Annotated in this window: 11 protein-coding genes; 10 read left to right on the top strand and 1 reads right to left on the bottom strand. The window is 44.0% G+C overall.

The features are described 5' to 3' along the window. The first annotated feature begins 39 nt into the window (after nt 1-39). The 5 genes from tsaD (at nt 40) to HQK80_06565 (ending at nt 4872) form a co-directional block, all read left to right on the top strand. Complete coding sequence (tsaD, locus tag HQK80_06585) at nt 40-1047, top strand: tRNA (adenosine(37)-N6)-threonylcarbamoyltransferase complex transferase subunit TsaD (GenBank protein ID MBF0221880.1); 1008 nt, start codon at nt 40-42, stop codon at nt 1045-1047. Beyond that, complete coding sequence (locus HQK80_06580; protein ID MBF0221879.1) at nt 1047-1550, top strand: DUF2062 domain-containing protein; 504 nt, start codon at nt 1047-1049, stop codon at nt 1548-1550. Before tsaD ends, HQK80_06580 begins: the two co-directional genes overlap by 1 nt. A 29-nt stretch (nt 1551-1579) precedes the next feature. Continuing rightward, nucleotides 1580-2461 carry a ribosomal RNA small subunit methyltransferase A gene (rsmA, locus tag HQK80_06575; protein MBF0221878.1) on the top strand — a complete coding sequence of 294 codons (882 nt, stop codon included), beginning with the start codon at nt 1580-1582 and terminating at the stop codon, nt 2459-2461. After that, nucleotides 2454-3617: an iron-containing alcohol dehydrogenase gene (locus HQK80_06570; protein MBF0221877.1), complete on the top strand. Its 1164-nt coding sequence runs from the start codon at nt 2454-2456 to the stop codon at nt 3615-3617. The genes rsmA and HQK80_06570 overlap by 8 nt, the downstream gene beginning before the upstream one ends. Before the next feature lie 106 nt (nt 3618-3723). Further along, nucleotides 3724-4872, top strand: coding sequence for a response regulator (locus HQK80_06565; GenBank protein MBF0221876.1), 1149 nt, complete (start codon nt 3724-3726; stop codon nt 4870-4872). Here the strand turns inward: HQK80_06565 and HQK80_06560 are convergent. After that, the gene (locus HQK80_06560) at nt 4864-5874 is read right to left on the bottom strand and encodes an NAD-dependent epimerase/dehydratase family protein (GenBank protein ID MBF0221875.1); all 1011 of its coding nucleotides are present in this window, start codon (nt 5872-5874) and stop codon (nt 4864-4866) included. The two genes, HQK80_06565 and HQK80_06560, sit on opposite strands and share 9 nt — an antisense overlap. Nucleotides 5875-6014: 140 nt before the next feature. Here HQK80_06560 and gmd point away from each other — a divergent pair, with 140 nt between their 5' ends. From gmd to HQK80_06535, 5 genes are all read left to right on the top strand, one after another. Next, nucleotides 6015-7172: a GDP-mannose 4,6-dehydratase gene (gene gmd, locus HQK80_06555; GenBank protein MBF0221874.1), complete on the top strand. Its 1158-nt coding sequence runs from the start codon at nt 6015-6017 to the stop codon at nt 7170-7172. Continuing rightward, nucleotides 7165-8241, top strand: a complete 1077-nt coding sequence (locus tag HQK80_06550) for a GDP-L-fucose synthase (protein MBF0221873.1) — start codon at nt 7165-7167, stop codon at nt 8239-8241. The genes gmd and HQK80_06550 overlap by 8 nt, the downstream gene beginning before the upstream one ends. Before the next feature lie 5 nt (nt 8242-8246). After that, entirely contained in the window at nt 8247-9257 is a 1011-nt protein-coding gene (gene galE / locus HQK80_06545; GenBank protein ID MBF0221872.1) for a UDP-glucose 4-epimerase GalE, read from the top strand. Nucleotides 9258-9294: 37 nt separating this feature from the next. Then, nucleotides 9295-11073, top strand: a complete 1779-nt coding sequence (locus tag HQK80_06540; protein ID MBF0221871.1) for a tetratricopeptide repeat protein — start codon at nt 9295-9297, stop codon at nt 11071-11073. 275 nt (nt 11074-11348) lie between these two features. Next, nucleotides 11349-12968 (top strand): hypothetical protein (locus HQK80_06535; GenBank protein ID MBF0221870.1); only part of this gene is annotated, 1620 nt, incomplete at its 3' end.

Genomic DNA, 12968 nt, shown 5'->3' with positions numbered 1-12968 from the left:
CCAGGCCTTCGGCCCCTCAATTCACAATTGTAAATACTTATGCTCATACTCGGTGTTGAAAGCTCATGCGATGAAACTGCAGCTGCTGTTATTGCCGACAATACCACACTTTTGTCGAGCGTAATCAACTCACAGATTGAGATCCACAGTCTTTACGGTGGTGTTGTGCCTGAACTTGCCTCAAGACACCATGTAGAAAACATCTACCCTGTCGTGAATGAGGCCTTGGTTCAAGCCGGCATCAGCATTTCAGATCTCGACGGTTTAGCCGTTACACAGGGCCCCGGACTTATCGGTTCGCTTCTGGTCGGGCTCTCCTTTGTAAAGGCCATATCCTATGTCACGAAGATTCCCTATGTCGGCGTTGACCATCTTTCCGGGCATTTACTTTCAGTTTTTTTGGGTGATTCTCACCCCGAATTTCCGTATATCGCCCTGGTAGCCTCTGGTGGCCATTCCAGTATATTTAAGGTTGATTCGTGGTCTTCATTTACCCTTTTAGGCCGTTCTCGAGACGATGCAGCTGGAGAAGCTTTCGATAAAGTAGCCAAGTTACTGGGACTTCCATATCCAGGTGGTCCTGTTATCAGTGAAATATCCAAGTCGGGAGATCCCTGTTCGATTAAATTCCCGCGTGCCTGGCTCGACAAAGACAGTCTGGATTTTTCTTTCAGCGGGGTTAAAACCTCTGTTGCCAATCACGTTAATCAATGCCAACAAAAAAATACGAAACCGGCGCTCGAAGATATCTGCGCCTCTTTCCAGGAAGCAGTTTGTGATGTTCTGGTTGATAAAACAATCAGAGCTGCACAACTGAACAAAATAGCATCAGTAGTCGTTGCTGGCGGAGTCGCCGCCAACCCGAGACTGCGTGAACTTTTTTCCCAGCGCTGTAAAGATACCGAGCTGAATCTCTTTCTCACCCCCACCAGTTTTTGTTCTGACAATGCAGCCATGATTGCACTAGCGGGTTCATTCCAGTTTGAAGCCAACAAAACTCTAACCTACGACATGGATGTCTACTCCAGATCGCAGATAGCACCTTAATGCTTGCCCCTAAACGACTCCTTAAATATTACTATGTAAAGTTGATTCGCTTAAAGGGTGACCCTAGAACCATTGCCAGGGGTATCGCCCTGGGGACTTTTGTCGGCATTACTCCAACAATGCCATTGAAAACTGTTGCCCTTTTGGTACTCATACCCATCTTTCGGGCAAATTTTGTTGCTGCTTTTTTATCCAGTGCGCTCATGAGCAACCCTTTAACCTATTTTCCGCAATATTATCTCTCCTGGCTCATTGGCAATGCTTTAATTCCAGCAAACCTGTCCTGGGACCGTATTAGCTCGGTGATGGATATTGTTTTTTCAGATGCCGGCATCACAGATATTCTCCGTTCGTTTTCTCAACTTGGTGCCGACACTGCCATTGTCCTTGTGGTTGGAGGATTTATCCTGGCAACCCCTTTTACGATTGCAGCATACTTTTTTTCCCTGAAATTCTTAATTGCCCTGCGCCAGAAAAAACGCGAAAAACAGATCTTAAATTAAGTTACTGAATTTTTCCTACGACATGACCCATGCCAAATCTTCATAAGATTAAAGAAATTCTCAAAGACCAGAATCTTGCCCCAAAGAAGCGTTTTGGGCAAAACTTTCTTATTCATGAGCAGACCATTGAAACCATCCTTGACCGGGCTGCACCAGGTAAGGAAGATATAATCGTCGAATTTGGAGTGGGGCTCGGCTCCTTAACCCTGCCCCTGGCACGACGTGTCAAGAAAGTTATTGGCATTGAGATTGATGCCGGAATTGTCAGATGGCATCGTGAACAGAATACTCTTCCGGACAACGTTGAACTCATCCACCAGGATCTCTTGAAATCGGATTTTTCTAAATTGGCTTCCAGCACAGGCGGCCCACTTAAAATTATTGCTAACCTGCCCTACTCTATCTCCAATCCCGTTATTTTTAAGCTTATTGAAGATATTGAGTACATTCATTCAGCCACACTGATGCTGCAGAAAGAAGTCGCCGACCGCCTATGCGCATCACCACGAACCAAGGCTTATGGAGTGTTATCCGTCATACTTGGCACTTGCGCTGAGATAAAACCACTGCTCAAAATTGGTCCTGGCCAGTTTCACCCCAGACCGAAAGTAGACTCGGTAGTTGTCAAAATCTCTTTTTTACCCGTCTCAGATAGAGTAAAATGCCTTCCTCTATTTGAACGCAAGATATTCACTACCATAGTTAAAAACGCCTTTCAACAGCGTCGAAAAACCCTGCTGAACGCCCTGTCCTCTGCCAGCATAAACAATACAACCAAAGCCGATGTCATTGAGATTCTTCATGGAGCCGGCATTGAGCAATCAATTCGACCAGACCAACTATCACCTGAGCAATATATTCAAATTGCCCAGAGCTACTCCACCCATTCATCCTCATCGCACAATGTATAATTTCGTCCTTGAGAACCCGACCAAAATCATTTTTGGTCAAGACACCATCAAACAGATCGGCCCTGAGGTCAGCCTGTTTGGCAAAAATGTTTTACTGGTCTACGGCTCCGGCAGTATTGTGCGCAATGGTATTTACGACAGGGTTACCGCCTCTCTTGGTGATGCCTGTCTGCATGTAACCGAACTTAATGGGATTCGCTCCAACCCCCTGCTTTCTGACGTACGACGTGGAATAGATCTTGCCAAGAATCACAGTGTTGATGTTGTGTTGGCCGTTGGTGGCGGCAGTGTGATTGATTCAGCCAAGGCGATTGCGGCCGGTGCCGTTGTTGATCACAATGTCTGGCAATTCTTCAGAGGCAAAAAAGGTATCACCAATCCCTTACCGGTCTGTACTGTGCTTACTCTTGCTGCCTCTGGTTCAGAAATGAATGGCGGCATGGTGATAACCAATGAACAGACTTCTGCAAAACTGGGAACTGGCAATAAAAAACTCTGCCCAAAGGTCTCTATTCTAGACCCGACAGCAACCTTTTCTGTACCAGCTAACTATACAGCCTACGGAGCAGTCGATGCTATCGCCCACTGTCTTGAGTTTTATTTCAATGCCCAACTGGTCAACTCTCCGGTGCAGGATCGTTTTATTGAGGGCCTTATAATTAACATCATTGAGGCCTGCAATACCCTTATGCTTGAACCAGATAACTACGAGGCTCGAGCCAATATCATGTGGTGTGCCACAATGGCACTCAACGGTTGGACAGCTGCCGGACTCGGCATGGTAGGATTCCCGATGCATATGATTGAGCACTCGCTAAGTGCGTATTACGATATTGCCCATGGCGCTGGTCTTTCTATTATCATCCCTGCCTGGATGCGCTGGGCTCAAAATTCCCACACTAAAAAACTTGCCCAGTTTGCTGAACGTGTTTTCCAGATACACACCGGGACTTCCGGCAGTAAAGCCGCAACTGGCATTGAAAGGCTTACAGACTGGTTTGCAACGGTTCACTGTCCGATTAAACTTTCGCATTGCTCAATCGACACGAACGATATCACAAAACTTACCGAGCACAGTTTGATCCAGGCAAAAATCTGGCGATTAAAAGAGTACAATCCAGAGATCATCGAAGAGATATTATCTCTCGCTTCATAAAACTCTTTATCAGTTGTGCTCCTCCCCTTAGTTTTTCTTTAATTTTTCTCAAAAAAAATTGCCAACTAGTTGAAAATACCACTAATATAAAAATAGGGGGTATATTATGCCGAGCACAAAAAGAGCAAAGGTCGATTTTCTTATAGTTGGCCAATCAGTTGAAACATTTAAAAATGACATCGCCTTACTTCAGAAGGCAGGTTATCGAAACGTTCAGTTTGCAGACGACGGTATTCTCGCCAATAACACTCTCACATCGTCACATGTTGGTTTTGTAATTTCAGAACTTGAAATGCCGAATATGAACGGTATTGAATTTCTGAAACTGATTCGTCGACATCCTTTTTTCATGGCCACACCATTCTTATTGGTTTCCAAAGACAAGCAAATGGACATGATCAAGTACGCTCTCGACGAATTAGCCGACGGATATCTTTTAACCCCCTACAGCGGCGAAGAGTTTCTTTGCGCCATAATCCGCATACAGCAAAAGATTTCATCATTATCCAACCTACAAGTCATGATCCGTAAAGCCAGAATTCAATTCCTTAAACGCGAATATGACAAATCAATAGCTATTGTTAATGAGATCCTTAGCCACGAACCTGAGAATATCGAGGCATTGCTAATACTAAGTGAATGCCTATACCGACAAAGAAATGTTGAAGCTGCCCGTAAGCATCTGAAGTTTATTTTGAAAAAATTTTCACACAACTGCAAAGCGCTGCATTTACTCAGTAAACTTTGCCAGTTCGAGTCTGATTGTGGTGATGCCTTCACATACCTGACAAGTGCACAACGCCAAACCCCTTTAAATAAAGATCTCCAAATTGATCTTGGCAAATTCTATCTTGAAACAGGAATGGATGAGAAAGCAGATGAAGTCTTTAACGACATCCTTAGCTCTAGCCCAACTGATTTTAATTTAATAAAAATCGGCAAAGCACTGCTAAAGAAAAATAGGCTTGAGGACGCTTCAAAATTTCTCGACAAAACGGTGCGACCACTGCCAGGAACAGCCTATATATTTAAGATGTATGCAGATTTGCTTGAAAAAGAAGGAAATAGCGACGCTCAGATAGAGCAACTACAGAAGTGTGTTTCATTATCACCAGGCAATCCCGACTACTCAATCTCACTTGCCAATGTCTTAAAAAGTGTCGGCCGTAGCCCTGAAGCACAGAATATTTTGAAAAATTACCTGACGATTGATCCTGAGAATGAGACCGTCAAATCAATGGCTGCCTCATTTTAATTTAAACCATTCTTGTTTTTTTACCCAGAGCGCCAGTCGATCCATTCCTTCAGACGTTGAAACCAGAGGAGCATAGCCAAAATCTTTCCTGGCAGCCTCAATAGAAAACCAATGTGATTTAGCCAACTGCTGAGCCACAAATCTCGTCATCAACGGCTCTTTTTTTATACGAAAGGCCGCAAAAACATATTCCATCAACATCCCGACGTAATAGGCCCTGCGAAAACTGATTGTATTTGATACTTGCGGAATACCCAGCCTTTCATAAAGGCAATTAATCCACTGCCAAAGATTCACCGGTTCACCCTGTGAGATAAAATATGCCTTTCCAGCAACAGCGTTGTCTGTTTCAAGACTTAAAGCTGCCTGAATGTGCGCGTCGACCACATTGTCAATGTAGACAATATCAACACTATTATCCCCCGCCCCCACCTGTTTTACTAACCCTTTTTTGCCTCGCATCACCAATCGGGGAATGAGATTCGTATCTCCTGGCCCCCATATGAGATGCGGTCTAAGAGAAACAGTTTTCAGCAGATCTGAGGTGGCAGACAAAACCTCTTTTTCGGCGGCAATTTTACTTTCAGCGTAATGACATAATGGCCTGGAACTATAAGGGAGTGCTTCATCACCATTAATAATATCGGCATCATTAAAGACTACACTTGGCGTACTTGTGTAGATCAAGTTTGAAATGTTATTTTTCTGGCAGGCGTAAATAACATTTTTTGTGCCGCCGTGGTTGATGGAGAAATACTCATCACGACTTCCCCACACCCCAGCCTTCGCAGCAACATGAAACACCGTATCACAATTGGCACTTGCCTTAACCAGAAATTCAGAGTCCCGAATATCGCCAATACAAATTTCAACTGGAAGTCGTTTGAATTTGGGATATTCACTTCGCCCAACTATTACAGGAGTAACACCCATACTCACCAGTCGTTTAACAATGGCGGATCCAACAAAACCACCACCCCCTGTCACCAAAGCTTTTTTCATATGTATTTATCTACCAGTTGGGTCAGATTCTTTTAGAGAAAAAGGGCAAATAATAAAATCCGTCAAAATGATGCATTAATTGGCATGAATCGTTATAATGTCCAAATTACATTGTCTACATTTCTAATACAAGGAACCCCATGCAAAAAAAAGCTTTAATTACAGGCGTAACTGGTCAAGATGGCGCCTATCTGGCAGAATTTCTTTTAAAAAAAGGCTATGAAGTTCATGGCATAAAACGCCGCACTTCACTTTTTAATACGGATCGGATTGACCATCTTTATCAGGACCCCCATATTGAAGGCCGGAATTTCATTCTGCATCATGGCGACATGACTGATTCAACGAGTCTGATCCATATTATCGAAAAAGTGCAACCTGACGAACTTTATAATTTAGCGGCGCAATCACATGTCGCAGTTTCCTTTGAAGAACCCGAATACACTGCCAACTCCGATGCCCTCGGCACGTTAAGGCTCCTTGAAGCCATACGCATCCTTGGCTTGACCAATAAAACACGTATCTATCAGGCTTCAACCTCCGAACTCTATGGCAAAGTTCAGGAAACGCCCCAGACCGAAACAACTCCGTTTTATCCCAGGTCACCATATGCAGTTGCCAAACTATACTCGTTTTGGACTATCGTTAATTACCGCGAAGCTTACGGAATGTACGCCTGCAACGGCATACTTTTTAACCATGAGTCACCAATCCGCGGTGAAACTTTTGTAACACGAAAAATTACCAGGGCATTATCTCGAATTGTCCTTGGCCTACAGGACACCGTTCACCTGGGCAATTTAGATGCTAAACGAGACTGGGGACATGCCAGAGATTATGTTGAGATGCAGTGGTTAATGCTGCAACAAGACACACCGGAGGATTTTGTTATTGCCTCTGGCGTTCAGTACTCTGTTCGTGATTTTGTGAATTATGCTGCAAAAGAGCTTGGCGTTACCTTAAAATGGCAGGGTGAAGGCACTAACGAAACAGCACAGATTGACGCTATTAGCGAGGCGGGGCTCAAGATATGTAGTAAGGCAAAACAGTTGATGCCGGATAAATCTCCACTTAAAACTGGCGATGTTATTGTCCGTGTTGACCCGCGCTATTATCGTCCAACGGAGGTTGAAACCTTGTTAGGCAATCCAGCCAAGGCAAAACAGAAATTAGGTTGGGAGCCCAAAACAACCTTTGCTACTCTCGTTAAAGAGATGGTCTGCGCAGACCTGCAGGAGGCCCAGCGGGATGCACTGTGCAAACGTGAAGGCTTCAACACCTTTAATCACCATGAATAAAAATAGTAAAATATATATTGCCGGACACCGCGGCTTGGTCGGCTCAGCAATTTTACGAAAGCTTCAAACGGACGGTTATACAAATTTAACCTATCGTACCAGTAAGGAGTTAAACCTTATTAACCAGCAGGATGTCGCTGATTTTTTTGCCAGAGAAAGTCCTGATTATGTTTTTTTTGCGGCAGCAAGAGTCGGGGGTATAAACGCCAACAACACCTATAGAGCCGATTTCATTTATCAGAACTTGATGATTCAAGCAAATGTCATTCATCAAAGCTGGGTTCACAATGTGAAAAGATTGCTTTTTCTTGGCAGTTCCTGCATCTACCCTCGGGAATGCCCACAGCCAATCAGAGAAGAGTTTCTGATGACCGGAGCTCTTGAACCTACAAACTCACCATACGCAACAGCTAAAATTGCCGGAATCGAAATGTGCTGGTCCTACAACTCACAATATGGCACGCAATTCATCCCGGTTATGCCCACAAATCTTTATGGCACTAATGATAACTTCGATCTTGAATCTTCACATGTCCTGCCGGCAATGATACGTAAATTTCATCTTGCAAAAATGGCTATGCAGGGAGATCTTGAAGCTATACAGAAAGACGAATTAACCTATGGATCAATTCCCCCAGACATCAAAAATGCTATAGGTTATAAATCCAAAGAACATTCGCTCTCCACTAACACCTCTGCAAAGGTAATTCTCTGGGGAAGCGGAGCTCCTAAGCGTGAATTTCTTCATGCTGAAGATATGGTTGATGCCTGCACCTTTATTATGAACCAGCCTGACAGGGCTCTAAATTTTGACCTTGAGCCATTTGCCTCCTGCTTATACAATATTGGTTCAGGCTCTGATCAGACAATTTATGAGTTAGCAATGATGATTAAGGAGATCGTTGGTTATGACGGAGAAATAGCCTGGGACAACTCCAAGCCAGATGGCACACCACAAAAACTTTTAGACAGCAACCGCATTAACCTTCTGGGCTGGAACCCGAGTTACACATTGAGAGATGGCCTTCAAAAAACATACGATTGGTATTGCTCTAACCTCATGGGATAACTAACATGAAAATTCTTGTTACCGGCGGTGCCGGCTATATTGGCAGTCATACTTGTCTGGAACTACTTAATGCGGGCTATGAAGTTGTCGTTGTTGATAATCTGGTCAACAGCAAGCAGGAATCTCTGCGACGTGTTGAACAACTTACCGGCAAATCAATTACTTTTTTCGAGGTTGATCTGCTCAATGAGCACGAGTTGGACAAGGTTTTCAAACAGCATGCAATTGATGCGGTAATTCATTTTGCCGGGCTCAAGGCTGTTGGCGAATCCGTATCAATGCCGCTTCAATATTACGACAACAATCTCACCGGCACAATTGTCCTTTGCCGGGTTATGACAGCTAATAATGTAAAAAATATTGTTTTCAGCTCATCCGCCACTGTTTATGGCGATCCGGCAACAGTGCCGATCACCGAAGAGTTTCCACTATCAGCGACAAACCCCTATGGCAACTCAAAACTTTTCATTGAACATATATTAAAAGACCTGCACACCTCTGATAGCACCTGGAACGTTGCCCTTTTACGCTATTTCAACCCTGTCGGTGCCCATAAGAGCGGTCGCATTGGAGAAGATCCAAACGATATACCAAACAACCTGATGCCTTATGTGGCTCAGGTGGCAGTTGGAAAGTTAAAAGAACTATCTGTTTTCGGCAATGACTACCACACTCCTGATGGAACTGGTGTTCGGGACTACATCCACGTTGTCGATCTTGCCTTAGGCCACATAAAAGCCATAGAAAAGCTGATAACCAGACCTGGTGTGGTAACCTATAACCTCGGTACAGGCAAAGGCTATAGTGTACTGGATATGGTAAAAGGTTTTGAAAAAGCTTCCGGCAACAAGGTCCCATATAAAATCGTCCCTCGGCGGCCAGGTGACATCGCCATATGTTACGCAGATCCACTAAAAGCCAAGCAGGAAATAGGCTGGCAGGCAACCCGGGGCATTGAAGAGATGTGTGAAGACGCCTGGCGCTGGCAGTCAGAAAATCCAAATGGTTTCGAATAGCAAATACTTTTTTATAATACTTTCAGGCATCCTCGTATTGACGATACTGGCTGTATATTGGCCGATACAGACCTATGACTTTATTAATTTTGATGATCCAATCTATGTCATTAATAACCTCAATATCCAAAATGGCCTTAACTGGGCAACAATACAGTGGTCCTTTTCTACCTTTCATGCCGGAAACTGGCATCCGTTAACCTGGCTCTCTCACGCCCTTGACTGGCAACTGTACGCTGATTTTGCCGGTGGTCATCATCGAAGCAATCTAATCTTCCATGTAGCCAACTCGTTACTGCTATTTACAGTCCTTTACTATGCAACCACAGCAATATGGCCAAGTTTTTTATGCGCCTTTCTGCTCGGTATACATCCTATCCATGTTGAGTCAGTCGTCTGGATATCAGAAAGAAAAGACGTTCTCTGTCTCTTTTTCACCCTGCTCGCCCTTCTTTCATACCTAAAGTGGTACAGATCAAATAAAACGATTTACTTTGGTTGCACGCATCTCTTGTTGGTCTGCGCCCTTTTATCAAAACCCATGGCAGTCACCTTCCCGTTATTACTGCTGCTCATCGATTTCTGGCCGCTCCAACGTCTTTCTCTTTCAGACACCAAGACAACACGAACCGCTATTTTGATACCTTTACTCAAAGAAAAATCTTTAATGATTTTCTTGTGTAGCACATCAGCAATTATCACTTTTTTTGCTCAACAATCAGCCGGCGCCGTTAAGCAAATTTCATTAATACCATTAATCTTGAGGGTGGAAAATGCTCTGTCTTCATACTCACACTATCTTCTGAATATATTTTGGCCTACTAAACTCGCAATTTTTTATCCGTATCAGCATGAAATCCCGATTTGGATACCTCTCTCCGCTGCATTTTTCTTTTTTTGCTTCATAGTAACTTATAACAAATGTACGCCAAAATTCTCTTTTATCAACACCGGCATACTCTGGTTTGTCTGCACTCTTTTTCCGGTAATTGGTCTTATTCAAGTAGGTAATCAGTCGCATGCTGATCGTTATATGTATATCCCTGCCATCGGCCTCTACATCTGTTTAGGTTGGATCGTTCTATCTATAAAAAACAGTATTCTAAGAAAATGTATAACAACACTTCTTTGCTCGGTTCTTATTGTTCTACCATTTGTGACCCGAAAACAAATTTCTACATGGCATGACAGTGTTAGCCTGTTTTCACACGCTCTTTCGGTAACATCAAACAACGACACCGCTCACACATATCTAGCAAACGCATATAAGGAACAAAAAAACGCCGCACTGGCTGTTGATCATTACCAAAAAGCCTTAGAGATTAATCCAAAGTCAATCGAGGCCTTAATTAATCTGGGAGTATTGTCAGCTGCAACCGATATCACTGAGGCTAAAAGGGTGTTCCAGCAAGTACTCACTTATTATCCGCAAAACCCTGAGGCCTATAACAATCTTGCCAACATACTAAAGAGCGAAGGCAAAATTGAGGCAGCCATCGCACTGTATCAAACTGCAATTCAAATTAATCCAAACTATCAAAGCGCCCTTTTCAACCTCGCTGCATCTTACGATACAATTGGTAATCTTGACGAGGCTCATGAACTATACGTTCGATCGCTCACCCTAAATCCTAACTTTGCTGAGTCACATAATGGCATAGGTATTGTGCTAGCCAAGCGGGGAGAGCGCATCGAAGCCATTTATCATTTCGAAAAAGCACTTCTCATTAATCCCCAATACGAGTCCGCCCGGCGCAACCTTCAAAAAGCATATCGTTTACCTCCAGCCAACACCATGAATTTGATACCCAATTAGCATACGCTTTCCCTCTCCCCTAACTCATGTCACCTGAGTTATATGCCCCTTCAATCACGCATATGTAATTCGGATAACAAATTACTTGTCAAATAAAAAAGTCTGTTTATCAGCAAAAAACAGATAATGTCTTTTATATTAGTATGTTACATAATGGCATTTAAACCTGATAGTTTTGGCTTGCTAATTGCAAATTGGTAATAACAAACATTTTTTATAAACAATATTTTTATCCTTATATTTTCAAACATCTCACCACTCTTCAGGAGATTGCAATGGCAAAAAAAACAATCTACCAAAACGTATTCATGGCTTTTTTCTTTGCGTTTTTTATCCTCATGGTACCACCAATCAGTGCTAAAAAGACCAACAGCAGTGATGTCGACATTTCCAGTATTTATGTCGATCCATATGGTGAATTTATTTACATTTATGGTGACAACTTCAAAGATATCGAAACATTAGCAATTATAATCGGTGATCAGTGGGAACTTGCGATTGATACTGAAGAGTCAAACAAGAACCAGCTTGTCGCCTACCTCCCGGTCGAAGGAGTTCCTGACAGTGACTACCGATTAACGGTTAACCGTGTGATCTTTAAAGATAAGTCAAAAGACGATGATGACGATGAATCCGATCATGACAAAAAAGATTCCCATCGTAAATCACTAAAAGAGTTAACTAGTTTTGATCTTACAATTGGTGCCGCAGGATCAGGTGCTGGCGGTATTCAAGGACCAGAGGGTCCTCAAGGTCCAATTGGATTAACTGGAGAAACTGGTCCTGCCGGTGCAGATGGTGCACAAGGTCCTGTTGGATTAACCGGTCCCGCCGGTGCAGATGGCAAAAACGGTGTTGATGGTTTAACTGGCCCTAAAGGTGATGTTGGTCCTGCTGGTCCTCAAGGCCCTATTGGTGAAAAAGGGGATAAAGGTGATACTGGACTTCAAGGGCCACAAGGTTTACCTGGAAACGATGGCCAACAAGGACCTCAAGGTATACCCGGTACTGATGGTAGTGACGGCACGCCTGGTCTACCTGGTGTCCCTGGACAAGATGGTGCTGTCGGCCCGCAAGGCCCTATTGGTGAAAAGGGTGACAAAGGGGATAAAGGCGATGCTGGACTTCAAGGGCCACACGGTTTACCTGGAATCGATGGTGTCGATGGCATTGGTTTAAATAACCGTGGCAACTGGGCCCCTGCCCCTTCACCATTTTATGAGGTTAACGATTTTGTTTTTTCGCAGTCCAGCAACAATCCAGATAGTATCAGTATGTGGATATACAAAGGAGATGGCTTGGACAATGATGACGTAATGCCATCCATATCAGATCAGTGGATAGAGTTTACTGCTCCACAAGGTCCTGCTGGAGTAGATGGTATTAATGGTATTGATGGCGCTCCCGGCATAAAAGGTGATAAAGGTGACACTGGCGATGCTGGACCTCAAGGACCACAAGGACCACAAGGTTTACCTGGAAACGATGGTCAACAAGGGCCTCAAGGTCTTCCCGGCGCTGATGGGGCTGTTGGCCCTCAAGGTCCTATCGGTTTAACCGGCCCCGCTGGAGATACTGGCTCTCAGGGTCCAAAAGGTGATATTGGTCCTGCTGGAGCAGTGGGTGCTCAAGGTCCTGTTGGTGACAAGGGTGATAAAGGCGATACTGGACCTTTAGGGCCACAAGGTATTCCAGGCACTGACGGTATCGATGGCGCTGTTGGTGCTGTCGGCCCGCAAGGCCCTGTTGGTTCAAAAGGTGATATTGGTCCTGCCGGAGCAGTGGGTGCACAAGGTCCTATTGGTTTAACCGGCCCTGCTGGAAATACTGGACCTCAAGGTCCTGCCGGTGCAGATGGTAAAAACGGTGGTGATGGTGCAACTGGTCCTCAAGGG

It is taken from the genome of Desulfobulbaceae bacterium (assembly GCA_015231515.1).
Lineage (GTDB): Bacteria > Desulfobacterota > Desulfobulbia > Desulfobulbales > VMSU01 > JADGBM01.
This window is presented reverse-complemented; position numbering and strand designations above follow the sequence as displayed.

What these genes read in the sequence shown, in the direction of transcription:
- HQK80_06570 (MBF0221877.1), top strand. Translation starts at nt 2,454, where the DNA reads ATGTATAATTTCGTCCTTGAGAACCCGACCAAAATCATTTTTGGTCAA.
- HQK80_06560 (MBF0221875.1), bottom strand. Translation starts at nt 5,874, where the DNA reads ATGAAAAAAGCTTTGGTGACAGGGGGTGGTGGTTTTGTTGGATCCGCC.
- gmd (MBF0221874.1), top strand. Translation starts at nt 6,015, where the DNA reads ATGCAAAAAAAAGCTTTAATTACAGGCGTAACTGGTCAAGATGGCGCC.
- tsaD (MBF0221880.1), top strand. Translation starts at nt 40, where the DNA reads ATGCTCATACTCGGTGTTGAAAGCTCATGCGATGAAACTGCAGCTGCT.
- HQK80_06565 (MBF0221876.1), top strand. Translation starts at nt 3,724, where the DNA reads ATGCCGAGCACAAAAAGAGCAAAGGTCGATTTTCTTATAGTTGGCCAA.
- HQK80_06550 (MBF0221873.1), top strand. Translation starts at nt 7,165, where the DNA reads ATGAATAAAAATAGTAAAATATATATTGCCGGACACCGCGGCTTGGTC.
- rsmA (MBF0221878.1), top strand. Translation starts at nt 1,580, where the DNA reads ATGCCAAATCTTCATAAGATTAAAGAAATTCTCAAAGACCAGAATCTT.
- HQK80_06580 (MBF0221879.1), top strand. Translation starts at nt 1,047, where the DNA reads ATGCTTGCCCCTAAACGACTCCTTAAATATTACTATGTAAAGTTGATT.
- galE (MBF0221872.1), top strand. Translation starts at nt 8,247, where the DNA reads ATGAAAATTCTTGTTACCGGCGGTGCCGGCTATATTGGCAGTCATACT.